The organism is Streptomyces sp. SID14515 (assembly GCF_010548505.1).
GTDB classification, from domain to species: Bacteria; Actinomycetota; Actinomycetes; order Streptomycetales; family Streptomycetaceae; genus Streptomyces; species Streptomyces caviscabies.
Genome location: NZ_JAAGMH010000144.1, coordinates 202,760 through 227,155 on the forward strand (window position 1 = coordinate 202,760; position 24,396 = coordinate 227,155).

Annotated in this window: 26 protein-coding genes and 1 tRNA gene; 11 read left to right on the top strand and 16 right to left on the bottom strand. The window is 68.5% G+C overall.

The annotated features are described in order from the left end of the window. Positions 1–6 precede the first annotated feature (6 nt). From G3I54_RS35805 to G3I54_RS35840, 8 genes are all read right to left on the bottom strand, one after another. Positions 7–3,009: a BTAD domain-containing putative transcriptional regulator gene (locus G3I54_RS35805; RefSeq protein WP_164620989.1), complete on the bottom strand. Its 3,003-nt coding sequence runs from the start codon at positions 3,007–3,009 to the stop codon at positions 7–9. Between the two features lie 99 nt (positions 3,010–3,108). After that, positions 3,109–3,339, bottom strand: coding sequence for an acyl-CoA carboxylase subunit epsilon (locus tag G3I54_RS35810; RefSeq protein WP_164620991.1), 231 nt, complete (start codon positions 3,337–3,339; stop codon positions 3,109–3,111). 11 nt (positions 3,340–3,350) lie between these two features. After that, on the bottom strand, positions 3,351–4,898 hold the full coding sequence (locus G3I54_RS35815; protein ID WP_164620992.1) for an acyl-CoA carboxylase subunit beta: 1,548 nt from the start codon (positions 4,896–4,898) through the stop codon (positions 3,351–3,353). Between the two features lie 149 nt (positions 4,899–5,047). Further along, positions 5,048–5,395, bottom strand: a complete 348-nt coding sequence (locus G3I54_RS35820; RefSeq protein ID WP_164620994.1) for a hypothetical protein — start codon at positions 5,393–5,395, stop codon at positions 5,048–5,050. A 32-nt stretch (positions 5,396–5,427) separates the two neighbouring features. After that, entirely contained in the window at positions 5,428–6,192 is a 765-nt protein-coding gene (locus tag G3I54_RS35825; RefSeq protein WP_164620996.1) for an IclR family transcriptional regulator C-terminal domain-containing protein, read from the bottom strand. Beyond that, on the bottom strand, positions 6,189–7,133 hold the full coding sequence (locus G3I54_RS35830) for an ACP S-malonyltransferase (protein WP_164620998.1): 945 nt from the start codon (positions 7,131–7,133) through the stop codon (positions 6,189–6,191). Before G3I54_RS35830 ends, G3I54_RS35825 begins: the two co-directional genes overlap by 4 nt. Positions 7,134–7,321: 188 nt before the next feature. Then, a complete protein-coding gene (locus G3I54_RS35835) occupies positions 7,322–8,113 on the bottom strand; it encodes a LuxR family transcriptional regulator (protein ID WP_164621000.1) in 792 nt (263 codons plus the stop codon). A gap of 98 nt (positions 8,114–8,211) precedes the next feature. Continuing rightward, positions 8,212–8,895: a LuxR C-terminal-related transcriptional regulator gene (locus G3I54_RS35840; protein ID WP_239144735.1), complete on the bottom strand. Its 684-nt coding sequence runs from the start codon at positions 8,893–8,895 to the stop codon at positions 8,212–8,214. A 1,067-nt stretch (positions 8,896–9,962) separates the two neighbouring features. Between G3I54_RS35840 and G3I54_RS35845 the strand changes: the two genes are divergently transcribed. The 3 genes from G3I54_RS35845 to G3I54_RS35855 are packed head-to-tail and all read left to right on the top strand — an operon-like array spanning position 9,963 to position 14,185. Further along, the gene (locus tag G3I54_RS35845; RefSeq protein WP_343240506.1) at positions 9,963–12,776 is read left to right on the top strand and encodes a non-ribosomal peptide synthetase; all 2,814 of its coding nucleotides are present in this window, start codon (positions 9,963–9,965) and stop codon (positions 12,774–12,776) included. After that, on the top strand, positions 12,770–13,702 hold the full coding sequence (locus G3I54_RS35850) for an NAD(P)-dependent oxidoreductase (RefSeq protein ID WP_164621006.1): 933 nt from the start codon (positions 12,770–12,772) through the stop codon (positions 13,700–13,702). Before G3I54_RS35845 ends, G3I54_RS35850 begins: the two co-directional genes overlap by 7 nt. Positions 13,703–13,726: 24 nt before the next feature. Then, the gene (locus tag G3I54_RS35855) at positions 13,727–14,185 is read left to right on the top strand and encodes a nuclear transport factor 2 family protein (protein WP_164621007.1); all 459 of its coding nucleotides are present in this window, start codon (positions 13,727–13,729) and stop codon (positions 14,183–14,185) included. A gap of 28 nt (positions 14,186–14,213) precedes the next feature. Here G3I54_RS35855 and G3I54_RS35860 read toward each other — a convergent pair whose 3' ends face one another. Continuing rightward, a complete protein-coding gene (locus G3I54_RS35860; protein WP_164621009.1) occupies positions 14,214–15,140 on the bottom strand; it encodes a LysR family transcriptional regulator in 927 nt (308 codons plus the stop codon). A 131-nt stretch (positions 15,141–15,271) separates the two neighbouring features. Here G3I54_RS35860 and G3I54_RS35865 point away from each other — a divergent pair, with 131 nt between their 5' ends. After that, positions 15,272–15,943, top strand: coding sequence for an NAD(P)H-dependent oxidoreductase (locus tag G3I54_RS35865; RefSeq protein WP_164621011.1), 672 nt, complete (start codon positions 15,272–15,274; stop codon positions 15,941–15,943). Positions 15,944–15,971: 28 nt separating this feature from the next. Here the strand turns inward: G3I54_RS35865 and G3I54_RS35870 are convergent, their stop codons facing one another. Then, positions 15,972–16,850 (bottom strand): polyprenyl synthetase family protein, encoded by an 879-nt coding sequence (locus tag G3I54_RS35870; protein ID WP_239144736.1) that lies wholly within the window; start codon positions 16,848–16,850, stop codon positions 15,972–15,974. 1,782 nt (positions 16,851–18,632) lie between these two features. On the opposite strand from G3I54_RS35870, the gene G3I54_RS35875 reads away from it, so the two are divergent. Both G3I54_RS35875 and G3I54_RS35880 read left to right on the top strand, forming a co-directional pair. Next, positions 18,633–18,705, top strand: a tRNA-Arg gene (locus G3I54_RS35875). 587 nt (positions 18,706–19,292) lie between these two features. Beyond that, a complete protein-coding gene (locus G3I54_RS35880; RefSeq protein ID WP_164621416.1) occupies positions 19,293–19,496 on the top strand; it encodes a helix-turn-helix transcriptional regulator in 204 nt (67 codons plus the stop codon). 334 nt (positions 19,497–19,830) lie between these two features. Here the strand turns inward: G3I54_RS35880 and G3I54_RS35885 are convergent, their stop codons facing one another. Next, the gene (locus G3I54_RS35885; RefSeq protein ID WP_164621016.1) at positions 19,831–20,052 is read right to left on the bottom strand and encodes a hypothetical protein; all 222 of its coding nucleotides are present in this window, start codon (positions 20,050–20,052) and stop codon (positions 19,831–19,833) included. A gap of 101 nt (positions 20,053–20,153) precedes the next feature. Between G3I54_RS35885 and G3I54_RS35890 the strand changes: the two genes are divergently transcribed. The 4 genes from G3I54_RS35890 (at position 20,154) to G3I54_RS35900 (ending at position 22,387) form a co-directional block, all read left to right on the top strand. Further along, entirely contained in the window at positions 20,154–21,365 is a 1,212-nt protein-coding gene (locus tag G3I54_RS35890; protein WP_164621018.1) for a helix-turn-helix transcriptional regulator, read from the top strand. Continuing rightward, positions 21,362–21,907 (top strand): flavoprotein, encoded by a 546-nt coding sequence (locus G3I54_RS35895; protein WP_164621020.1) that lies wholly within the window; start codon positions 21,362–21,364, stop codon positions 21,905–21,907. The genes G3I54_RS35890 and G3I54_RS35895 overlap by 4 nt, the downstream gene beginning before the upstream one ends. Positions 21,908–21,916: 9 nt before the next feature. Then, entirely contained in the window at positions 21,917–22,093 is a 177-nt protein-coding gene (locus tag G3I54_RS39160; RefSeq protein WP_203687676.1) for a hypothetical protein, read from the top strand. A gap of 84 nt (positions 22,094–22,177) precedes the next feature. Then, positions 22,178–22,387, top strand: a complete 210-nt coding sequence (locus G3I54_RS35900; protein WP_164621022.1) for a hypothetical protein — start codon at positions 22,178–22,180, stop codon at positions 22,385–22,387. 12 nt (positions 22,388–22,399) lie between these two features. Here G3I54_RS35900 and G3I54_RS35905 read toward each other — a convergent pair whose 3' ends face one another. The 5 genes from G3I54_RS35905 to G3I54_RS40075 form a co-directional block, all read right to left on the bottom strand. Further along, positions 22,400–22,870: a hypothetical protein gene (locus tag G3I54_RS35905; RefSeq protein ID WP_164621024.1), complete on the bottom strand. Its 471-nt coding sequence runs from the start codon at positions 22,868–22,870 to the stop codon at positions 22,400–22,402. A 172-nt stretch (positions 22,871–23,042) separates the two neighbouring features. After that, entirely contained in the window at positions 23,043–23,276 is a 234-nt protein-coding gene (locus tag G3I54_RS35910) for a hypothetical protein (RefSeq protein WP_164621026.1), read from the bottom strand. Beyond that, on the bottom strand, positions 23,273–23,431 hold the full coding sequence (locus G3I54_RS35915; protein ID WP_164621028.1) for a hypothetical protein: 159 nt from the start codon (positions 23,429–23,431) through the stop codon (positions 23,273–23,275). The genes G3I54_RS35910 and G3I54_RS35915 overlap by 4 nt, the downstream gene beginning before the upstream one ends. A 148-nt stretch (positions 23,432–23,579) precedes the next feature. Then, positions 23,580–23,804 carry a hypothetical protein gene (locus G3I54_RS35920; protein WP_164621030.1) on the bottom strand — a complete coding sequence of 75 codons (225 nt, stop codon included), beginning with the start codon at positions 23,802–23,804 and terminating at the stop codon, positions 23,580–23,582. Further along, positions 23,801–23,923: a hypothetical protein gene (locus tag G3I54_RS40075; RefSeq protein WP_275408040.1), complete on the bottom strand. Its 123-nt coding sequence runs from the start codon at positions 23,921–23,923 to the stop codon at positions 23,801–23,803. The genes G3I54_RS35920 and G3I54_RS40075 overlap by 4 nt, the downstream gene beginning before the upstream one ends. Before the next feature lie 111 nt (positions 23,924–24,034). Here G3I54_RS40075 and G3I54_RS35925 point away from each other — a divergent pair, with 111 nt between their 5' ends. Next, positions 24,035–24,364, top strand: coding sequence for a DUF6233 domain-containing protein (locus G3I54_RS35925; RefSeq protein WP_164621032.1), 330 nt, complete (start codon positions 24,035–24,037; stop codon positions 24,362–24,364). Positions 24,365–24,396 lie beyond the last annotated feature (32 nt).

The window sequence follows — 24,396 nt, forward strand, 5'->3', positions numbered from 1 at the left end:
GGCCCCTCAGGGCCCGACCAGCTCGATGAGGTCCGTCGGCGGGGCCAGGTCCTGATCGCCGAGCGACGTCAGCAGCCGGCTCGTCCGGTCCCGCCAGGACACAGTCCCGATCTCGGCGAAGAGGTCGCCCGCCACCTTGAAGCAGGCCGCGGCCCCGGCCCGGTCACCGAGCGCGGTACGCACCTGGCCGAGGGTCAGCCCGGCTCTGGCCTCCAGGTAGTGGTCCGGCACCTGGCCGGCGACCGACACGGCCAGGTCGAGCACCACTTCCGCTTCCGCGTTCCTCTCCTGACACCACAACGCCTCGCCCAGGGCCCGCAGGGCATGGGCCTCCCCGCGCAGATCGCCACTGGCTCGTACGAGTTCCAGCGCCCTGCGACAGGCTTCCTCCGCCCGTTCGCCCTCCCTTCGGTGGATCAGTACCTCGGCGAGACGGACGGTGCTCTGCGCTTCTCCCCGAACGGTCCCCAGGCCACGGCTCCTGGCAACCGCCTCGGCGGACAGCATCAGACTCGCCTGCGAATCCCCCCGCTCCAATTCGATCTGGGCCAAAAGGCCCAGCAGATGAGCCACCGCGTAGTGATCGCCCACCTCCCGGAAGAGCTCCAGTGAGCAGTACCCCAGCTCCCGCGCCGCGTCCAGGTCCCCACGGTGGCGTTCGCACAGCGCCAGGTTGCGAAGGACCAGGGCCCGCCCCTTCTTCCCGCGCGCGCCCAGCTCCTCCCCCACCTCCTCGAAAAGGCACAGCGCGAGGTCGAGATGGCGGGAGGCCGCCTCGTACTCCCAGCACACGATCTCCAGTGTGCCGAGCGAGTGCAGCATCACGGCCTCGCCGAGCCGGTCGCCGGCCGCCCGGGCAGCGGCCAGCGCCCGGTCGCAGCAGAAGCGCCAGTCCTCCAGGTAGTTGCGGTTCTGCAGGAGGGTCACGCTGGTCAACGCCAGGTCCCAGGCGAACGCCGCCTCGCCCTCCCGCGCCGTCTGGTCCACCAGGCCGGTCAGTGAGGCGCGCTCGCTCTCGAACCACTCCATCGGGTCCGTGAGCAGGTTCTCCGACAGCTGTGCGGGCAGCGGATGCAGGGGGGCCGGGCCGTGGATGATGGTGTAGTCCCCGCCGTAGATCTTCCGATGGGCTTCCGAGGCGAGACTCAACCACGCCCCGGACACTCGCCGCAGCGCGGCGCGGCGCTCGTCCTCGCTGTCCTCGGAGAGCGCCAGTTCACGGGCGAACAGCCGGGGAAGCCCCTGGAATCGGTAGCGCACATGGCTGGTGGCGGAGGAGAGCGGCACCAGCATCTGGGCATCGACGAGTTCCTCGATCAGGTCCTCCGCGTCGATCAGATCGATGTCGAGGAGCGCGGCGCCGGCCCAGGAAGCGAAGTCGGGCACGTTCAAGGAGCCGAGCAGCCGGAACATCCGGGCTGTGGAAGCGGGCAGGTCGCGGTAGCTCAGCCGGAGGCCGGCCCGGACACCGCGCTCGTCCGGACTCAGTTCGTCCAGCCTCCGGTGCTGGTCCTCCAGGCGCGAAACCAGGGTCCGGACCGACCAGTGGGGCTTGGCCGCGAGCCGGGCGGCAGCGATGCGCAGGGCGAGGGGCAGCCGGTCGCACAGGGCGCTGAGCCGGGCCGCCGCCACGGGCTCGGCACTCAGCCTGCCGTCTGTGGCGACCCTGGAGAGCAGCGCTATGGCTTCGTCCTGTCCCAGCGCGCCGAGGTGCAGCGGTACGAAGGCATAGTCACCGGCGAGCGCGCCGCCCATGGGATCCCGGCTGGTGACCAGGACGCAGCAGCGGCCGGAGCCGGGCAGCAGGGGACGTATCTGCCGGAAGGAGCGCGCGTTGTCGAGGACGATCAGAACGCGCCGGCCGTCGAGGACGCTGCGGAAGAGCGCAGCCCGCTCGTTGAGGTCCGCGGGAATCTCAGGTACGGGCACACCGAGGGCGCGCAGGAACCGGTCGAGCACGGCGGCGGGAGAGCGCGGCGCCTCCTCGTCGTAGCCGCGCATGTCCGCGAAGAGCTGGCCATCGGGGAACCGGCCGGCGACCTGCAGCGCCCAGCGGACGGCCAGCGCGGTCTTGCCGACCCCTCCGATGCCGGTAACCGATCCGACGGGCAGTGCCGATGCGTCGACATGGTCCAGCAGCGTGTCCAGCGTCGCGAGTTCGTTATGGCGACCGGTGAAGGCCGCTGTTCCCGCGGGAAGCTGGGCGGGTGCGACCGTCGCGGGGGTGGACGTGGCCGATTCGTCGGGAAGACTGAGCCGCGGGGAGTCGGCGAGGATCTCCTCGTGCAGCTCCCGGAGCCGGGGGCCGGGATCGATACCGAGCTCGTCGGTGAGGAACCGGTAGCCCTCACGGTAGGTCTCCATCGCCTCGGCCCGCCGTCCGGACCGGTACTGAGCGAGCATCAGGTGCGCCATCGCCTGCTCTCTCAGCGGGTGTTCGCGCACGAAGGAGGCCAGTTCGCTCATCACCTCCCGGTGCTGCCCCAGCTCCAGGCGCAGCCCCATGTACTCCTCGTACACGTCGAGGCGCATCTCGGTCAGTCGGGCCGCCGCGGCCTCGGCACGGCCGGCCGAGATTCCGTCGAGGGCGGGCCCGCGCCACATGGCCAGGGCCTCGTCGAAGCGGGCACATGCCTCCTCGCGACCACCGCTGCGCGCTGCGGCCCGGCCCAGAGCGACCCGCTCCTCGAACTCGACGGCGTCGATGCGGTGGTCCCCGGTGAACAGCATGTAGCCGGGGTGGCTGGTGACCAGCATGTCGTCCGACCTCGCGGCGGCCTTGAGCGTCTTGCGCAGTGCCGAGACGCAGATCGCGACCTGGTTGCGGGCGGTCGAGGGAGGAGCCCCGTGCCAGACGGCGTCGGCCAGTTCGTCGACCGAGACCACCCGGTCGGGGTTGAGGAGCAGCATCGACATGATGGTGCGCCGACGGGCGCCGGTGAGAACGACCGCCTGCCCTCCGACGCTGATGTCCAACGGCCCCAGGATGCGGAACACCACCTGAAGCACGAGCAGCCTCCTGACGTCGCGGCCCGGTTCCGTATGACTCGTTCACACCGCTATTTGATGATTGATGGGCAAGTCGAGAGGCGACAACGAAGCTGACAGCTACCTGCCAGCCCGGTGCCCGGCCGCCATCCAGGAGACCTGCGAGAAGGTCGTGGCGCGGTTCCAGTCGGCCGGCTCCGGCTCCGGCTCGCCGTCCGCTTCGGCCCGGGCTGCACTCGACAGGGCGGTGACCAGTGCGGTCACGGCAGCGAGTTCCTCCGCGGAGGGGGCTCCTCTGATGATTTTGAGCAGGCTGGGGCCAAGAGGCCCGTCGAATGCTGAAGCCGACATGGCGGTCTCCTCTACACCGGGGGGTTGCCGTGTTTGCGGGAGGGCAGCGCAGCGTGCTTCGTGCGCAGCATGGCCAGGGCGCCGACCAACGCGGAGCGGGTGTCGGCGGGGTCGATCACATCGTCCACGAGGCCGCGTTCCGCCGCGTAGTACGGATGCATCAGCTCGGACTTGTACTCCTTGACCAGCTGCTCGCGTACCGCTTCGGGGTCGTCGGCCGCCTGGATCTGCCGTCGGAAGACCACGTTGGCCGCGCCCTCCGCCCCCATGACCGCGATCTCGTTGGTCGGCCAGGCCAGGGAGAGATCGGTGCCGATGGAACGGGAGTCCATCACGATGTACGCGCCGCCGTACGCCTTGCGCAGAATCACCTGCACCCGGGGAACGGTGGCGTTGCAGTAGGCGTACAGGAGCTTGGCCCCGTGCCGGATGATCCCCCCGTGCTCCTGGTCGACGCCTGGCAGGAACCCGGGTACATCGACCAGGGTGACCAGCGGAATGTTGAACGCGTCGCACATCTGGACGAAGCGCGCGGCCTTCTCCGAGGAGGGGATGTCGAGCACGCCGGCGAAGGACTGGGGCTGGTTGGCGACGACACCGACCACGTGGCCGTCCAGGCGGGCGAGGGCCGTGATGACGCTGGTGGCCCAGCGTTCGTGCACCTCCATGTACTCGCCGTCGTCCACGATTTCGGTGATCACCTCGTGCATGTCGTACGGGCGCCCGCCGTCGAGCGGCACCAGTTCCAACAGCCGCTCGCACCGCCGGTCGGCCGGATCGTCCGCGCGCGCGGCCGGCGGCATCTCACGGTTGTTGGCCGGCAGCATGGACAGCAGATACCGGACCTCGGCCAGGCAGCTCTCCTCGTCGTCGTACGCGAAGTGCGCGACGCCGGAGACCTCGGCGTGCACGTCCGCGCCGCCGAGGCCGTTCTGGGTGATCTCCTCGCCGGTGACCGCCTTCACGACGTCCGGTCCGGTGATGAACATCTGCGAGGTCTCACGGACCATGAACACGAAGTCGGTCAGCGCCGGGCTGTAGGCCGCACCGCCCGCGCACGGACCGAGCATCACACTGATCTGCGGGATAACACCCGAAGCACGCGTGTTGCGCTGGAAGATCCCGCCGTAACCGGCGAGCGCGGAGACACCCTCCTGGATACGGGCCCCCGCGCCGTCGTTCAACGACACCAGCGGAGCACCCGCCGAGATGGCCATGTCCATGATCTTGTGGATCTTCGTGGCGTGCGCCTCGCCCAGCGCCCCGCCGAAGATCCGGAAATCGTGGGCGAAGGCGAAGACCGTGCGGCCCTCCACCTTGCCCCACCCCGTCACCACGCCGTCGGTGTACGGCCTCTTCGCCTCCAGGCCGAAGCCCGTCGCCCGGTGTCTGCGCAATTGCTCGGTTTCAGTGAAAGAACCCTTGTCGAAAAGGAGCGCAAGGCGTTCACGCGCGGTGAGCTTCCCCTTGGCGTGCTGGGCGGCCGTGGCCGGCGCCGCACCTTCGAGAACCTCGTCGCGGATAAGCCCGAGCTCACTCACCCGGTCCTGCATCGTCATTGCCAACTCCTCATATGGTCAGGTCCGACTGGCATGGAAGCCCTCCGCCCACCCGGCGACGTGTTTTCACTCCCGCCCGCTCCGAATGAGAAACTGCGAGGTCGAGAAAAGAGAAAAGGAAGAATGCGGTGGGGCGTTTCAATGACGGGTCAGTGCCACACCACGCGCACAGCACGGTCGAGAACCCAGCCCGCCACCTCGCCCAGGTCGGTCACCCGCGTCCCGACGCGCAGCGAAGCCCTGTCCAGACCGCGCCGCGCCAGGGAGTGGCGGTCGGCGGCCAGTCGTCCGCCTGCTCGCTGAAACCGGTCGAGAGCGGAGTCGCTCCCCGGAACGGCCAGCGCCACGCCTTCCTCGACCAGAAGCAGCACCACCGGTCTCCTCGACATGGCCTCGGTGACGGCCATCCTCCGGAAGCCGTCCGGCTCGTCGGCGCCACCCCGGTTCTCCACCAGGAGAAGCCACCGGCCCTCACCCGGCTCCCACTGCTCCGACACCGAACTCGCCCGTGGCACTCGCGGTCGATCGGCTACCGGGCCCATGCCCGGCCGGCGGACCCGGGTTTCGCCATCAGGTCACCGAGCCGGCCCGCCGCGTCGATCAGCGCACCGAGCAGCAACCGGTTCGGGGTCGCGGGCATCCGGAAACACGGACCGGTGAGAGCCAGCGCGGCCACCACCCGCTTCCCCACGGCACGTACCGGCACCGCAATCGAGACGGCCCCCGGGATGATCGCCTCAGGGCCGTGCACCCAGCCGCGACTGCGTACGAGAGTGAGCTGAGCACCGGTGAAGCGGGCGCTGCGCAGCCCCTCGTACAGCTCCCGGGGCTCCTCCCAGGCGAGCAGGACCTGGGCAACCGGCCCCGCCTTGAGCGAACGCGCCATGCCGACCGGCAGGTCCTCCCTGCCACCGGAGGCATCCACGGAGGAGGAGATGCAGAGCTGCATGGCTCCACTGCGCCGGAACAGCCGGGCGTCGAACCCGGTCCGCTCCCGCAGCTCCGCCAGGACGGGCGGCGCCACCCTGACCAACCGGTCGCGCTGCACCTCGGCCGCCATGGTGCCGAGCCTCGGGCCGAGGACGAATCGGCCCTTGAAGTCCCGGGTGAACAGCCCGATATGCTCCAGGCCGAGCGCGATCCGGTGCACGGTCGGGCGCGCGAACCCGCTGTCGGCCACCAGCTCCGCCAGCGTCGCCGGCCCCTTCTCCACCACTTCCAGGAGGACCGATGCCTTGTCGAGCACCCCGATCCCGCTGATCCCTCGCGGCCGGTGCTCCGCCGTGACGCTCATCGTTCACTCACCCGTCGGGTGAGAAGCGCTCCGGAGACGTCCGAGGAGACGACCTCCACGTTCCGGTCGATGCGGCGGATCAGCCCGGCCAGCGTCCGGCCCGGCCCGAGCTCGACGAACCGGCGGCAGCCGAGCTGTCCGGTGAGGGTCCGCACGCTCTGCTCCCACAGCACCGGAGAGGTGAGCTGCCGAACGCAGAGCGCCGGCCAGTCGACGTTGCCCCTGTACGGCGCCGCGTCGACGTTGGCCACCACCGGAACGGCCGTCGGGGCGAACGGCGTGCCCTGCAGCGCACGGCCCAGTGCCTCGGCGGCGGGTGCCATGAACGGAGTGTGGAAGGCTCCTCCGACCTCCATGGCGATCATCCGCGCCCCGATCGCCGGCGCTCGCCCCCCGAACTCGGCGACCGATGCGGGTGATCCGGAGATCACGGTCTGCGCGGGGGCATTGATGTTGGCGACCCACACCTCGCCGCCCTCCCCGCGTATCTCGTCCGCCAGGGCCGCGACCTCTTCGGGCGGCACCCCCACCACCGCGCCCATCCTGCCCTCGTGTGCCAGTGCCGCCTCGCGCATGGCACGACCCCTCGCGGTCACCAGAGCCGCGGCTCTGGTGACCGCGAGGGCGCCGGAAGCGACGAGAGCCGCGTACTCACCGAGACTGTGCCCGGCGCAGGCGACGACGGGCCCGCCGAAGCTGTCACCGCGTACCGCTTCGGCGTGGGCCATCATCGTCACGGTGAACACGGTGAGTTGTGCGAGGTCGGTACGCCGGAGATGCTCCTGGGGTGTGCGCAACAGGAGTTCGGGAAGGTCTTCTCCCGTGACCTCGGAGATCTCCTCGGCAAGGTGCCAGGAGGGGGTGTCCCGCCAGACCTCGCCCATTCCCTGCTTCTGCGTTCCCTGCCCGGGAAACACCAAGCCGACCGGTACCTGATCCATGAACCCGCCTTCCGCACGACGCTCATCAAGGGGCACGCAGGGCCGGCCATCTGGGCTCAGATGGCCGGCCTCGTGCGCCGACGGCTCTACGGGGGAATCGGCCGCCGGAGAACGGGCCCGCCATCTGGGCGGATCCGTTCCTGACGCCTAAGGAGACTGCGCCGGACCGAGCTCCGGCAACGGACCTTTCAGGAAAATGCCAACGGGTCGCCCCGCCTCGTGCCCGGTTTGGCTGCCGGTGGCAGCAATCCCAGCTCAGCGGCGCGTACCCCCGCCTGAAAGCGGGAGTGCGCCCCGAGCAGGGTCATGATCTCCGCGACATGACGCCGGTAGGTGCGCACGGATATCTTCAGTTCACGGGCCGCCACCTCATCCGTGACACCGGCTTGCAGCGCGCCGAGTATCTGCCGCGCCAGCGACGCCCGGTAGTTGTCCCCGAAGATCGTGCGCTCGCCGGCGGGAACCGCCCGGACCCACACGTTCTCGAAGAGGGACTGCAGCGTGTTGAGCACCTCCGGCACCTGGATCAGCGACGCCCGGCGGCCGACTGCGGAATCCGCGACCACCAGTGCGACGTTCCCGTCCACGATGAGCGCCTGTAGCGGAGGAACCCGGGCGACGCGGACGGCCACCGGCTTGTCGATGGCCATCTGTTCGCGGACGAAGCTCTCGTCAAGCATGTCCGGGCTGGTCAGCACCCGCACGGACACGTCCTCGCGCGCGTCGTATATCAGCTGTCGCTCGGTGCGATCGGAGCGCTCGTCGGATGCGAGCTGGCGTGCGTGCACGATGTCGATGCTGCGGGTGGCGGCCCGAATGAGCCGCTGTCCCTGGTCGAGCACGGCGTCGTAGTCGTTCCCCGGGCTGGAGATCAGACTCTCCTGGACATTGCGGTCTCTGTGAAGAGCGACCGTCGACTCGATCAGCGCCCGAACCTCGAGGAGAGCATTCTCCAGTTCGTCATCTCCCTTGTTGAGCACGTCGTATCCACCACCTTGGCTCTGGCATCGAGGCCCGCCGGGCACAGACTCTTCTACGGGCCGTTCCCACGTGTCGGATCCCTACTCAGCAGCGAGCTCTACTCCGTCAGCAAGCCGACTTCCACGGCTCGGGCTCCGGCCTGGAAGCGGGAGTGCGCATCGAGTTCGCGCATGATCTCCGCGACGTAGCGGCGGTAGGTTCGCAGGGACACGCTGAGTTCACGTGCCGCCGTCTCGTCGGTGTTGCCGGCGCGCAGTTGCTCCAGGATGTTCCTGGCGAGCTCGGTGCGGAGCCGGGGGCTGAGTTGAAGGTGGTCGGCGAGCCTGCGCCCGCGGGACCAGGCGCCGGCGAAGAGCAGTTCGAGGGCGCGGACCGCGGCGGCGTCGTTCACCACGGCAGCCTGTTCCCCGGCTCCCCTCTCCCCGCGTACCAGCGCGACCACACCGTCGACCACGAGGGTCTCGCGCAGTTCGCTCTCCGACACCTGCACCTCGACCCGGCGGCTGGTCGGCCGGACCAGCCGGGCCAGCTGGGCGAGCGAGGAGTCGGTGGCCGCCGCGGTGCAGAGGATGCGCACCGTCACCTGCGCCGGGATGGTGATCAGCGACCGCGCCACGGCGTCGGTGAACTCGCTGCTTCCGGTCATCGCGACGCACACCGTGTGGCGGGCCCGCCCCAGGAGCGAGTCGAGCGCGTCGCCGATCGGGACGCCTCCCGTGCGCGCCACCGGCGTCGGCATGACCGAGCGCTGCCGGTGCAGCAGGACTGTTGAATCGATCAAGGCGCTGACCTGCAGCAGCGTCTGTTCCAGACTTGCGGAATGACCGGCTGTTCCCTGCCCCTCGGTCCCACTCGCCAAGCGTTGAAGTAATACGTCCGACATCAAGCTCCCCCCGTCAGTTCACCAGGTCCGGACCCCAGCGGCTCCTGCCGATATCGGGTCGTCACGGGATCGCCGTGCAGAAACCTGGTGACTAAGCCACTTTTCGCCTTCCTGACTTACGCCCAGAAGGCCCTGTCAAACTTTTTTCCGACACTAGTTCGGGCAATCACATCCAGTCAACCTGCTTAAGCATTTAGTTCAACATGAGACTAAATGAAGAACGTTCTTCAACATCACCGTCGCCACGACTCGAAGCCTTGTCAGCAAACTGCACGGAAACCGTGGAAGCGGCGGTTCATGTTCCCCTTTTCTCGCGTTACCGCATCGTAGTCGTCACCATCCGTAGCACCCCTGTCCGTTAGCGGCCAACCGTTCCGCACCATGGACAGGGCGCCGTCTAAGTTTCCGACATGAGCACACGCCGCGCACACCACTCACCCGCAAAAAAGTTCCCTCCCGTCACGACAGCCCCAGCGGATCGGCACCTCCAGGTCTGAACAAAAGGTGCAAGAGCCTCTTTTCGAGTGACCTCGGCTCCACACCGGCCGACCGGACCGACTCTTGAAACTTTCGGTTTTCAGACATCGCGACTCCTCTCCGCCGTCACGCATCACCCATAGCGGAAGACCCCGTTTATCCAGAGGCAGTACAGCAATAGTCGCGCAAACCGGCCAAACCGGTGCGCATGCTCTTTCGGCTCCCAGCAGGGCTCCTGAGGAAATCACGGCCGAACAGCCGATGGATTCCTCATGACGAACTCCCGCATAGGAGCTCTCTCCCTTCACGCCCTCACGAACAAAGTCCCGCGGAGCACGGAGTACGAGGCCGCCCGACCAACCGCTCGCGAGACCCACAGGACTCTCTGCGGTTCCCACGCGAGCCTCCCGCCACGACACCTGCAGCTCTCACCCCGTCGAGGCGTGTGCCCGCCAGGCCCGACACTCCATCAGGCAACGGAGACAACCGTGAACACACCGCCCCAGCGGAGCATCAGCGACCTGCTCGTGTACGCCGCTCAGCACCATCCCGAATCCGGCATCCGCTACTGCGTCGGCGGCGAAGCCGCCGGGTTCCAGGAGCAGAGCCACCAGGAACTCCTCGACGACGCCCTGCGGCTGCTCGTCGGCCTGCGCGCCCGGGGCCTGCGCCCCCGGGACAAGGTCGTCCTGATCCTGGAGCGGCCGAGGGAGTTCCTCACCACGTTCTGGGCCGCGGTGCTCGGCGGCTTCGTCCCGTGCCCCATGGTGGCACTGCGCGGCGACCCCGAGCGATGGTCGTCCCAGCTGACCCACGTCAACACCCTGCTCGACGGGCCTCTGATCGTCACCGACGAGGCCATCGGCGCCGAACTGCCCGCAGTCGACGGGCTTACGATCGCCCTCGTCGAGCAGTTGCCGTCGGCGGAACGGGCCGAACCGTACACCGCGGCGCCCGAAGACATCGCACTGCTGGTGCTGACCTCGGGTTCGACGGGGAACTCCAAGGCCGTCGTCCTCACCCACGCCAACCTGCTCGCGTCCATGGCGGGGAAGAACGGCCACCACCGCCTCACAGCCGCGGACACGACGCTGAACTGGGTCTCCTTCGACCATGTGGCCGCCCTCCTCGAGTGCCACCTGCTCCCCCTGGCCACCGGCGGCCGCCAACTGCACGTGGAGCCTCAGGTCGTCCTCGGCGAGCCGCTGGAGTTCCTCCGGCTCGTTTCCCGGCACGGCGTGACCATGACGTTCACCCCGAACTTCCTTCTGGGGCAGCTCAACTCCGCCGCCGAAAGGCTCGACGCCGACGAGGAACAGCTCGATCTGTCCCGGCTGCGCCACATCGTCAGTGGCGGGGAGGCCGTGGTCCGCGCCACCGGGGAAGCCTTCCTCGACCACTTCGCCCCGTACGGACTCGCCTCCGACGCACTGTGGCCGGCCTTCGGCATGACCGAGACCTGCGCCGGCAGCGTGTACTCCCGCGCCGTCTTCCCCGAAGTGGACCGGGGCAGCGAATTCGCCTCCCTGGGCACCCCGGTCTCCGGTCTGCGCATGCGGGTCGCCGACACGGCCGACCGGGGGCTGCCCGACGGGGAGGTGGGCGAACTGCAGCTCATCGGCCCCATGATCACCAGCGGCTACTACAACAACCCGCGGGCCAGCGCCGAGGCGTTCACCGCCGACGGCTGGTTCCGCAGCGGCGACCTGGGCCGGATCGACGCCGGACGACTCTCCCTGGTGGGCCGCAGCAAGGACAGCGTCATCATCAACGGGGTCAACTACTTCAGCCATGAGATCGAGACCTCTCTCGAACAGCTGCCCGGCGTCGCAGGCTCCTATGTGGCAGCCTTTCCGACCCGCTCGGCGGGCGCCGACACCGAGCAACTGGTGATCGCTCTGCACCCCGAGGTACCGGAAGGGGACGAGACCGCGCTCTACCAGGTGCTCACAGCCGTACGCAACAGCGTCGTGATGCACTGGGGGTTCCGGCCCTTCCTCGTCCTGCCGCTGCCGAAGGACGCCTTCCCCAAGACCAGCCTGGGCAAGATCCAGCGTTCCGTCATGCGGCGACGGCTGGAGTCCGGCGCCTACGAGAGCAGGAGGAGTGCCGTCGACGCCCTCACCCTGCGCATGCTCGGCGGCTACGACGCGCCCGAGAACGACACCGAGCGGATCCTGTGCGAGATCTACGCGGAGATCCTCGGCGCCGAGCCCGGCACAGTCAGCGCGAGTGCCGGCTTCTTCGACATCGGCGGCACCTCACTCGACATCCTGCGTCTGCGCAGCAAGGTCGCCCAGCGCCTGGGCGTCACCGGCCTGGAGATCATCACCGTGCTGAGGGCTCCCACGGTCCGGGCCCTCGCCGCGCGGCTCGGCGAACAGCCGTCCTCGAGCCCGCCCTCGTACGACCCGATCGTGGCGATGCAGACCCATGGCGCCAAGACCCCGCTGTTCTGCGTCCATCCCGGGGTCGGTGAGGTCCTGGTCTTCGTCAATCTGGCCAAGTACTTCGTGGGCGACCGGCCCTTCTACGCGCTGCGCGCCAAGGGCTTCAACAAGGGCGAGAAGCCCTTCACCACCTTCGAGCAGATGGTCGACTGCTACGTCGACGCTGTCCGCGCGCGGCAGCCGCGCGGTCCGTATGCCCTCGCCGGCTACTCCTTCGGCGGCGCGGTCGCCTTCGAGATGGCCAAGGTGCTGCGCGGCCAGGGCGAACGCGTCGACTTCGTCGGCAGCATCAACCTGCCGCCGAACATCAAGTACCGGATGGACGAGCTCGACTTCGTCGAGACCGCGGTCAACCTGGCCTACTTCCTGAACCTGATCAGCCGCGAGCAGGCCCTGGACCTGCCCGCCCACCTTCGCGGCCTTCCACCCGAGGAGCAGATCGGGCGCCTGATGGACATCGCCCCGCGCGACCGGCTCGCCGAACTCGACCTGACCAAGGAGCGGTTCGGCGACTGGTCGGAGATCGCCAATGCCCTCACGGACCTCGGGCGGTCCTATCGGCCGAGCGGCACGGTGGCGTCGATGAGCGTCTTCTACGCGACTCCACTGCGCGGCACCAAGGAGGACTGGCTCCACAACGAACTGCGCCGCTGGGACGAGCACACGACCGAGCCCAACCACTACATCGAGGTTCCCGGTGAGCACTACACGCTGATGGGCCCCCGACATGTCACCTCCTTCCAGGCGATCTTCCGCCGAGAGCTCGACCGCGCCCTGTCGGACGCCGACCGCATCGCGAACGAGCGGAACCACTGCGACACCGACACGAAGAGAGCGGAGACACCATGCTGAAGGGCAGAAAGATCCTCGTCACCGGAGGCACCGGGCAGGTCGCCAGACCGGTGGCGGAAGCACTCGCCCAGCACAACGATGTCTGGTGTCTCGGCCGGTTCGGCGCCCCTGGCATCGAGCGCGAACTCAACGAGAAGTCCATCACCACCTGGCGCTGGGACATGGAAGACCTCTCCCAGGACGCGCTGAAGGGCCTGCCCGAGGACTTCACCCATGTCATCCACTCCGCGGTGCGTCGCGGCGACGACGGTGACTTCAACACGACCATCGAGGTCAACGCGGTGGCCACCGGCCGGCTCATGACGCACTGCCGCACCGCCGAGGCGTTCCTGTACGTGTCGACCGGCGCCCTGTACGCGCGCCAGACCCTCGACCACCTGTACACCGAGGACGATCCGGTCGACGGAGTCGCCGACTGGCTGCCTGCCTACCCCGTCGGAAAGATCGCGACAGAGGGTGCGGTCCGCGCCTTCAGCCGGGTACTCGGCCTCCCCACCACGATCGCCCGGCTGAACATCGCGTACGGTCCGGGGGGTTACGGCGGGGTGCCCATGCTGTACTTCAAGCGGATGCTCGCGGGCGAGCCGATCCCCGTACCCATGGACGGGCAGAACTGGTGCTCCCTGCTGCACACCGACGACCTCGTCGCCCAGGTTCCCCATCTGTGGCGGGCCGCGGCGACCCCGGCGACCCTGGTCAACTGGGGCGGCGACGAATCGGTGGGCATCACCGACTGCCTGCGCTACATGGCCGAACTGACGGGCGTGCCCGCCACGTCGGTGCCGAGCGAAGTCACCCGCGAGACCTACCGGTTCGACCCGGCCCGGCGGCGCGCGCTGACCGGCCCCTGCACGGTCACCTGGCAGGACGGCATCCGCCGCACGCTCGCAGCCCATTTCCCCGAGTACGTACGCCGATCCGCCTGACGTCGAGGAGACACTCTCATGCCCATGTCCGACCAAGTCGTGCCGACGCAGCCCGCCGATGCCGAAGAGCGGGCGCGCACCGCCGTCGCCTCGCCCAACCTCGAACTGGTCAAAGCCGCCTACCGGGCCTTCCACGAGCGGGACACCGAGGCCCTCCTGGACCTCCTGGCGCCCGACGTGTGCTGGATCCACCCCGACAGCATGTCCGAGTACAACCTGGGCGGCGCGAGACACGGCCACGGCGGTGTCAGGAGCTTCCTGTCCCACGTACCGACCGTGCTGAAGTCCATGCGGATCGAACCCCGTGAGTTCCTGGAGTCGGGCGATCGCATCGTCGTGTTCGGCGTGCGCCACGTGACGTCGACCCGGGGCACCACGAAGGAGCTGAAGTTCGTCCACTCGTGGACCCTGCGCGACGGGAAGGCCACCGTGATGGAGGACATCTTCGACAGCGTCCCCTTCCGCCAGCTCGTCGAGAGCTGAGCGTCGGGGACCGCCGACCGCAACGGATTCACGACGCCCTGAGCGAGTCCCCCGACTGTCTGCGGACCTCCGCGAGGACGGCCGAGACGGCGGGGCTCGACAGGGCGCCCCGGCGAACGACGATGGACACGCGTCTGATCAGCCGAGGGCCGGAGGGGGTGATCCTGCGGACCGGATAGCCGGGACGGTTGGGTACCAGATCCGGTACCAAGGCGATCCCCCAGCCCAACGCGACGAGGCCGAGGGTGGCGTGCAGATCGGATGTGCGGGCCACCACATCGGGGGCGAATCCGACGGCCGCGCAGGCGTGCAGGGTGAGCCGGCCGAGCCCGGAGGACGGGTCCAGGACCCAGGGCCAATCCGCGTACTCGGCGAGCGTGGCCGGCAGCGTGCCGCGGCTCCCCTCCCTGCCGGTCACTGCTTCCGGGCCGATTGCCAGGCGGACGCTATCGACGGCCACCGGTTCCTCGTGCAGCCCCGGCATCGTCGGCTCGGTCACCCCGTCGTAGCCCATGGCGAGGACCAGGTCGACCTGTCCGAGCCGTACCGCCTCCCGGCCACCGCCCGCGGTGAGACCCTGCAGAGTGATCCTGAGCTCGGGATAGGTCTCGCGGACCCGGGACAGCGCGGGCACCAGCAGCGCGGGACCTTCGTGGAACGGCACCCCGACCCGCAGTTCCCCGCGGACCCGGCCATTGATGGCGAGCAGGTCGGACTCCGCCGCCTCCAGACCCAGGAGGATGTGCTCGGTGTGCTCGACGAGGAGCCGTCCGGCCGCGGTCAGCCCGGCGCGCTTGCTCCGTCGGTCCAGCAGTTCCGTGCCGGTCTCCGATTCGAGGGCGGATAGCTGTTGCGACACCGCCGACCGTGTGTAGTTGAGCGCTTCGGCCGCTGCGGCGATCGAGCCGCACGCCTGCACCGCCCGCAGCAATACCAGCTTTCGTATGTCAAGCACCGTTCATACCGTCTATTCCCCTTATGCCGACCATCGCCGATTGTTACTCGAAGCTCCGGTGCTTCAGGGCCCGCTACCCGGTTGAATGACATACCACCCGTCCTTCGTATTTCGGAGAGAGGTCGCCCAGCATGCCCACACTGCTCCTCGTCGACTGCAGCGCACGCCCCGAATCCGTCTCACGCCAGATCTCGACCGAATTCGCCCAGGCCTGGCGTTCGGCCCACCCGGAGGGCGAGGTCGTCCACCGTGACCTGGCAGCCACACCCGTCCGGCATGTCGACGCCGCTCAGATCGAGATAGTCTCCCGACTCGAAACGGCGGGCACCGTCGACCTGGGCCAGGCGCGCCGGGCGGCGCGGGACGCGGAGGAGTCCAGCAGCTGGCAGCACAGCTGGGAGCTGATCGACGAACTCCTCGCCTGCGACCTGCTGCTGATCAGCCTCCCCATGTACAACTTCTCCGTCCCCTCCTCTTTCAAGGCCTGGTTCGACCGCGTCGCCATACCGCCCCTGATCGTGAACCAGCAGACCGGCAAGGGTCCGCTCTCCGGACTGCGAACGGTGGTGGCGACGGCGCGCGGCGGGACTTACGGGCCGGGTTCGCCACGCCACCGGGACGACTTTCAGGAGCCCTACCTGCGGGCCGCGTTCCGCATGGTGGGGCTCGCCGACGATCTGCTGTTCCTGCACGCCGAGATGACGAAATCCGGGTACGTTCCCCAACTGGCCCCGTACCGAGAGGCCGCCATCGACTCGCTCAAGCGGTCGGTGGAACGAGCCCGCGACATCGCACGCGGGTGAGCCGACGACGGCGGGGGCCGCTCCTGGCCTACGTCGTCCGCGTCGCGACGAAGTCACACAGGGCTTCCAGGGCCTCCTTCGGCGGACCCGGCCGCAGCGGCGCCAACGCCGAACGCGCCTCGGCGAGCCGCTCTTCCATGATCTCCCGTGTCCGGTCCATGAACGCGGACCGCTGAAGCAGCGCGAGCGCCCTGATGTGCCGGTCCCCCCGCAACCCCCAGGGGTCGGACAGCAGCTCGCGGAGTTCACTGTCCGCCGGACTCCGGTCGTCGAGCGCCAGCAGGACGGGAAGGCCCGCCACTCCGACCGCGAGGTCTTTGCCCTGCTCCTTGCCGAGGTCCCCGGACGGCGAGGCTATGTCGAGGAAATCGTCCGATATCTGGAAGGCCACGCCGAGGTGCTCGCCATACCGCGCGAGTGTCTCCCCCACGTGACCGGGCGCACCCGCCTGGAGCGCACCAAGTCGCAGGGAGAAGGAGATCAGGGACGCCGACTTGTCGGAGATCACGCCGAAGTAGTGGTACAGCCGCTCCTCGGTGGAATCCGGGCCGGTCAACTCACGCATCTGGCCCCGGACAAGTCGTTCCGAGGCTTCCGCCTGCAGCGGGATCGCCTCGGAGGTCAGACCGGCCGACAGCTGAGCGGCCTTGGCGAGCAGCCAGTTGCCCGACCTGACGGCGGCGGTGTTGCCCCAGCGGGCGTTGACGCTGGTGACGCCGTGGCGGAGCACAGCCTCGTCCATGACGTCGTCGTGGTGCAGCGAGGCCGTGTGGACCAGTTCGGAGACCACGGCCGCGTCGATGACTCCGACGGACCGCGGGTCGCCGAACTCCGCCCCGAGCAGAGTAAGCAGCGGCCGCATGCGTTTCCCGCCGGCCGCGATCAGGTGACCGGCGACCTCTGCCAAACGCGGATCGTCCGCCTCCCGCACGCACTCCCGAAGCCGCGTCTCCACCTGCTCCAGATTCCGAACCATGCGGCGTTCCAGAGCGCTTTCCCGAGCGGCGAGCCGCGTGATGATCGACCGCCCTCGCGTCTTCGCCATCATCGTGGACATCTGATTCCCCCAGTTCGCAACCCTCGGCATTCCACACCGAAGGGTAGAAACATATCGGCGAGCCGCGACGGGTAGTCCCGCGCACCTATCTGAAAACGGTCACCGATAGAGCTGAAGCGGCCAGCGATCCGAGACGTTCCTCACATGTCTGGCAGCAACCTGCCAGCATGGGGTTCCCGCCCTTCCGTTTCCTCCACGCGAACCACAACGCGCCCTCCCGCCGCCGTGAGCCACCCGGACATCTCGAGAGCGACGGGCCCGCCCCTACCCGCTGGACCGGCGCTGGTACGCAGCCGCAGGCCGCGCACCGGACAACTCCACGGGTCCTCATGTCCGGCATCGCAAAGGTTCGGCCTGCGTTCCGGCACGTTTCCCACACATCCCGCCTTCGTAGGGCGCGGAGAGAACCTCGTCGCCGCAGGTCAGCGAGCGATCGAGAGCCTGGCCCAGAACGCGTGACCTCCCGCCTGGAAACGCTCAGCACACCGCTGCAGGTCAACGAGGTGAGGGACCTTCGAGAGTCACGGTGCCGAGATCGAGTACATACACGCCCCGTCGGTAGTGCTCGAAGCCGAGACGTTCCCAACTCCGGCGCAGGGCCTGGTGTGCGTTCTCCCGACCGCCGTCGTTCTGACTCTCGCCAGGATCGTCAAGAGGTGCAGGGTAAAAGGCGACTCCACGGCACCCGGTACCGAGGCGTCGGATGGCTCGGCCGACGAGCACGGTTCCGACCCCGGTTCCCCTCCACCAGTCCTCGTCGTGGCTGTAAGACAGCCGGATGCAGCGCCTTGGGCGTCCGCACCTCGCTCGTCCCACCCTCCGCGTGTGTCATGACTTCCCCCCGGATCGCATGCCGCAACGTGCCTGATTCTGCCCCTCGTTACGACGAGGGTGAGCGGGATCCGGAAAGGAGAGGCACCCCCGTCGCGACCACGTCATTCACGCGGGCGGCCCCGGTCCGTGACGCTGAGGCCGGCGCGCGCCAGTAAGTCGTCGCTGTGGCCGAGACGCTGTACCCGGGTTCGTCAGAGTGGCAATCGATGACCTCGTAACGACAAAGGACGCGGCCCAGCAGGTACGTCGCTCCTGGAACGTGGCACCTGGGCCGCTGATCAACAATCGTGCGCCCGGCGATCGCTGTCGGTTCAGCGTGGCCCACGGGCTGGGCCACCTGGTCATGTACACAGAGCCTGGTTCCGGGCTCGAGCAGGAAGGGCAGCCGACTCGTTCGCAGCCGAGTTCCTGATGCCGGCGGCCGACATCCGGCAGGCGTTCGCAGACCCGTATTGACCTCCCGAGGCTGATGGAACTGAAGCGGATTCGGCGCGTGTCCATGAGCGCCCTGCTCCGCCGGGCCCTGGACCTCGGCGCCGTCTCCGAGTGGCAGCACCGCACGGTCACCGTCGATCGCGACAAACATGCTGGTCAGAGCCCATCGTACAAGCCGGAAAGAGACGTGGCGCCCCTGGTGGATCGCCATCCGCTACGCTGTTCACTGGTCGGTCGTTGGCGTAGCTCATGTCGGGCAGCGTTGCTGCTCAGCAAGGTCCACACCACGTCTGACCAGAGGGCTTGGCGCTCTTGTTGAAGATCCATTCACTGGATTTTCTCCAAGGTTTTCTCCAAGCCCCAGCCTTCGTAGCTCAGGGGATAGAGCACCGCTCTCCTAAAGCGGGTGTCGCAGGTTCGAATCCTGCCGGGGGCACACTCTCCACCAGTAACGGGCCCCGCGTCCGGCCAGGTCAGGCCGGGTGCGGGGCCCTTTTCGACGCCTCCTGCTGCATCTCGCCTACGTTGCGGCGCACACTGAATACGCTTCCCCTACCGGGTTGCACCTCCTAAATTCCTCCTAAGGCCAACCCGGAAACACGCAGCTCAGCGCACCAATGCCTTGCGGCCGCATCCCGGCGGAGCACCCAGCGTCTCGGGCCATGGGCACGAGCACGGCCCCCCTCTTTCCGTGAGGGGGGCCGTGTGTGTCGGCGGAGGCTCAGGGGGCCAATCCAAAGCTGTCCGTCAACACGTTCTTGGGGGTTGGACCGTTCACCATGTTCAACGGATGCAGTGCGGACCGGGTCATTCACTCGTTCGAGTGAACACTCGTTCGAGTTCAGCACGCTATCCCTAGTCGGGCGGCATATGCCATACAGTCGCAAGGCTGGTGAGGATCAAGAGGCTTACCGACCCGGCTGGTCCCGATCCTTCAAGATCGAAGAATGCCTCAATCCTGCTGCGGACATAAGATGATCTTCGGCGGAGCGTGGCTGTCGCGCCCCCGCAGACGACCAGTGGATCCTCGATGCCCGCCGGGCCATCGGCGACCGCGTCCGCGTCCGCCGCATGCGCCTCGACATGACCCAGGAACGCCTCGCTGAAGCCACTGGCATAGACCGCAGCACGATCCAGCGGATCGAGTACGGGGCAGAGTCGAAGACCAGCCACCTGCTCATGATCGCCAAAGCGTTGCGGGTGCACGCGCGAGACCTCCTTGGCTGATCAGCGGGATGACGGCAGCTCCTGACCCATGAGTCAGCAGCACTATCGAGCGTTGCTCATGTTTGACTGAAAAACTAGTGCCCGACGACAACAGTTTCACTGACCGCCCGTCAGGTCACCGCGCGTATAACCCCAGGCCAGGGGCAAGGTGGGCCTTACCGGCCATGGTGTCGGAGTGCGGCCCGCAACGGTGACGTGGTGGCCGGATACGGTCGGCACGCCGGATCCCCCACCGGGTGCACCCAGTCATCCGGGTGGGCCCCGGACATCGAGCCCGACCGGTCGATGCGCACCGCGGTCCGCTGTTCGACCGGTCGGTCGCAGCGGGCACAGATCACAGCCGCTTCCTTCCCTCTTCGCGCTGCGCACACTTCGCCTTGTCCCCGCAGGCCCGGGGGAACCAGCTGTACGCGGCACCCGAGGCGGGAACGACACGCTGCTCGCCGAGATCTTCATCCGTTCCAACACTGAGCCACTTGAGGCACCAGACGCAGGCCCAGCCGCGCTGCTGCGGCTCGGTCAGGTTGGTGACAGGTGGTAAAGCTCTGGTGGTCATTGCGGTCCCTGACTGTGTTGACGACCTGCTGTTTCTGCACGGTAGGCCGCGGTACAACAGAGGTGTGCACGCACTCTGCGTGCCTTACCCGGGGGCATTACATGAACACTGACCGCATCGGCCGCCGTATCGCCTACTGGCGCGAGCAGCGAGGCTTCACCCAGGCCGACTTCGGCCGGCTCATGGGACAAACCCGCCGATGGGTCCAAGACCTCGAAGGCGGGCAACGCCAACAGGACCCGCGCCTGTCCGTCCTCGTCAGGGCGGCCGAAACCCTGCGCGTCCCCCTGGAGCAACTCTTGACCGACACCACACCGTCAGCGCCCACCACAGGCCGTCCGCCAGCCGAGGCTGCCGCTGTCATCGACGTCCTGTACCGGGATGTCACCGGCGACCAGCCACTTCCCCTGGACACGCTGCGGCGGCGCCTGACGTACTGCTGCGAGGCGTTCCAGGCCTGCCACTACGGTGCGCTCGGCCGCGACCTCCCCGACCTCATCACCGGTGCTGGCAAGGCCGCTGCCTCATCTGCTTCGGGCAAGCAGGAGGTTCACGTCCTGCACTCGCGGGTATTGCAGTTGGCCGCGTCGTTCCTCCACAAGTACGGGCAGCCCGCAGCGGCACCGGCCGCCGTGGTGGCCGACCGGGCGCTCGCTGCGGCGGAACGGGCCGGGGACCCGGTGGCAATCGGTGCCGCGTCGAGGCGCGTGGCGAAGTCGTTGTCGAACCAGCACCAGCCAGCTGCTGCCGTGGAGTTCGCCATAGGGTCCGCGCGGCGTCTCCACAACGACCTTGCTGCGGCGGGTCCGCTCGGCTTGTCGACGTTGGGCATGTTGTACCTGTCGGCGGCGATCTCGGCGTCGTCGATGGAACGCACGCCGGACCGGGTGCGGGACGCGGTGGAACATGTTGATCAGGCCGAAGAGGTCGCCGGCCGGCAGGGTGCGGACATGAATGCGGACTGGACGAACTTCGGGCCGACGAACGTCAGCCTGCACCGGGTGGATGTTCTTGCCCGGTTCGAGGACGGCTGGTCAGCGCTCGAAGCCGCCGATGGGCTGGACGGTGGTGCGGTGCAGGGGCTCAAGGCGGAACGGCGGGCCGGGCATTTGATTACGATGGCACGCGCCCAGCTCTTGACACGGAAGAAGGAAGCCGCCGCCAAGTCGTTGGTGGAGGCGGCCCGGTTGGCGCCGGAGGAGTTCAAGGGCAGGCCCGCCACGGTGAACCTCGTGAAGGGCGTGGTCGGCGCAACGGCGAAGCCGAGCGGGGAGTTGCGTGCGCTGGCTACACGTTGTGGACTCCAGGCATGACCCGAGTCCTGTACCTCATCGCCTGCGCCGCCGGCCCCACCGAACACATCGACGAGGGGGTGCGCTTGGCGCAGGCCCGTGGTTGGAGTGTGTGCCTGATTCTGACGCCGTCGGCTGCCCGGTGGTGGGAGCCGCGTATAGGCGAGCTGGAGGCGTTGACGGGTTACCGGGTGCGGTCTCAGTACAAGCTGCCGGGTGAGAAGGATGCGCTGCCGAAGGCGGACGCCATGCTCGTGGCCCCGTTGTCGTGCACGTCCCTGAACAAGTGGGGCAATGGGATCGCGGACACGGTGGCGCTCGGTCTGGTGTCGGAGGGCGTGCACCTGGGTGTGCCGGTGCTGGCGATGCCGTACTTCAACCGGGCGCAGGGGGCGCAGCCGGCGGTGGCCCGGAGTGTCGCGGATCTGCGGGCGCAGGGTGTGGTGTATCTGGATGGTCCGGCTGGGTACGAGTCGCATCCGCCGAAGCAGGGTGACTCGAAGGCGTTCCCGTGGTCGCGCGCTTTGGATGCGGTTGAGGCGGTTGTCGGACCCCGCCCGTAGACTGCGGGCATGCCGACTCCTCCTGCCTCGCCGCGCGCTGCCCGCCCGCTGGCCGTGGTGAACGAAGAGATCCGGGCGCTGCTGGAGGCGGGTGGTCTGGTGTCCGCCGAGGGCCGCCGCCGATATGAGGAGCTTCTGGTGGAGTGGGCTGCGGCGGTGCGCGGAGACGTGACTGAGGCGGCGTGATCGCGTTCGCGGTACTGCGAAAGTGATGCCCTGGCCTGCATGCCCGACGGCCTGCTGTGAGACCCCTCGTTTAGGCTTCCGGGCGTGGATAGACCGAGTGATGAACTGATCGAGCTGTACCGGAACGTCGAGGCGGCGAAGGCGGAGGCGTTGAGTCAGCCGTACTCCCGTGAGGGCTGGGCCCCGTGGCTGGAGGCGGCGGAAGCGTTTCAGCGGCGCGTGGGTGGCGGGGCGATCGAGCAGGCGGTGAAGCGGATCGTGCTCCACCCCGAACTCGACGAGGCCGCCTCCTAGCGACCTCTCCGTTCAGGAGGCCTGGAAGGCGTACCGCCAGGCCCCGTCCTGGGTGCGGCTGAAGAAGCCTCCGTCGCCCATGAGCGGTTCGTAGGTGGCCTTGCGGACGACGCTGGCAGGCTCACCCTGCGCAGCGGCGAGCAGGCTGCCGATGCCTTCATCGACCGGCAGATCGATGGCGAACGGGGGCTCGGCACTGTTCCACGTCATCCGGCGTCCGTCATGGGGTCCGCCGACGCATTCCACCTCGCACCGGTCCGGGTACTCCACCCAGACCGGCAGGGCGTCGAAGCTGGCGACGGGCAGGTCGCGGCCGGTGCGTTTCACGGCGTAGTGGTGCAGCTCCTGGCGGGCGGTCCGCTGGGCGTGCTCGCGCGCGTGCTCGTTGGTCTCCCAGAGCATCCGGTCGACTGCCAGAAGGATGTGGGCGAGTTCGCCGTTGATGATGGTCTGGCAGCGGAGTTTCAGCGTGTCGGGTCCCATGCGCCCATTCTCCTCAGTGTCCGCAGAAGCAGCCCCGCCCCCGTCCCGGGAGCAGCCAGGCGGGGGCGGTAAGCAATCCCCTTGTTCGCGGGCCGTGGGCCCTGGGGGTTGGTGTGACAAGCGTACCGACGGGCGACAACAACCCGGGCTCGATCAACCTCGGCGTGGCGGGCTACCCGACCTTCAGGCCTTCCTGCCAGTCCGGCCCGCCAAGGGCGCTCTCCCAGTCGCGGTCCGTGAAGCGGCCCACTCGGGTCATGGGCTCCATGGCCTCGGCGGCGACCGCGAGCGCGCGGCGGGCGTCGGCCGCCATCTTCACCCGCCACTCCGGCAGCTCCACCGTGTGGACGTGCCGGTTCAGCTGGCGCAGGGCGCGGTCGGCGTTCGGGAACGGGCGGTACGTCACGGGGACTCCTCGCGGCGGACAGTGGGCGGCAGGCTGGCGACGGGCGTTCGCGGCGGCGGGTCGACTTCGAGGCCGAGCCTCACCGTCTTCCCCTCGCGCTCCCAGAGCACCCGGACGCGCGGGTCGTTCGTCTCGCTGATGCCACGGTCGGTCACAGTGTCCTCCTCGGGCGGGGCCGGTACTTTCCCAGCGACAGGTAGACCGGCACGTCGTCCGGGCGCGGCTGGTACGGCGGAAGCGTCCCGCCACGAGCCCGGCCCGGGACGCCGAGGCGGCGAAGGGCGGCAGCCAGCAGGCGGCGGATCATCGGCCGACCGCCCACCGCAGCAACTGTGCGGTCACGCTGCCCCCGGCGACGATGAGCGCCGCCGTCGCGAAGCCAGCCGCCACAAAGGCCAGCGCCCAGACCAGCGCGACGACCGCCAGGACAGACGGCAGGTCCCGCTCAACCATCCCCTTGATCGCCTGGAAAGCGCGGGCGTTCTCCCGCCAGTAGGCGCGGCCAGCGCGGGCGAGGTGGCGGGTCATCCGGCGGACAGGTTCAGAGCGGCTACGGCCGCCACGACAATGACCGCCGCGAAGGCGCTCAACGCCACAGCCCGCTGATAGGTGGGATCAGCCAGCCACGAGCGCACGATTCCGAACACAACAACCTCCTCGGGGTGCCCCCGTCGACGGGGGAGGCGACGGGGGCACTGCCAGTGTGGCAGGGCAGGGGCCGCGAGCGGGTGCATTCCACTCGGATTAGACTCGAACGCATGTACGACCTGCCGCCCGACCTGGACCGCCTCCGCACCCTGCACACCTGGCACACCATGTGGCTCCACCGCATCAACCAAGCCATCAAAGCGGCAGAACAGGAGCAGGCGGCACAACAACGCCTGAAGCAACGGCGCGCAGAAGCCACCCCCGACTGGATCGTCAACCTCGGCATCGGACAAGGCGCACCCCCAGTCGACGTCCACATCGGCGGCTGCCCCACAGCAAGCAGAAGACGGCGCACCATCACCCGCGAACAAGCCATCAACCAGGGCGTCAACCCCTGCGCCCACTGCAGACCCGACACCGCACTCGGCATCCTGGGCTAACCCCACAGGCGACTGGCACCGCCCCGGCGCAA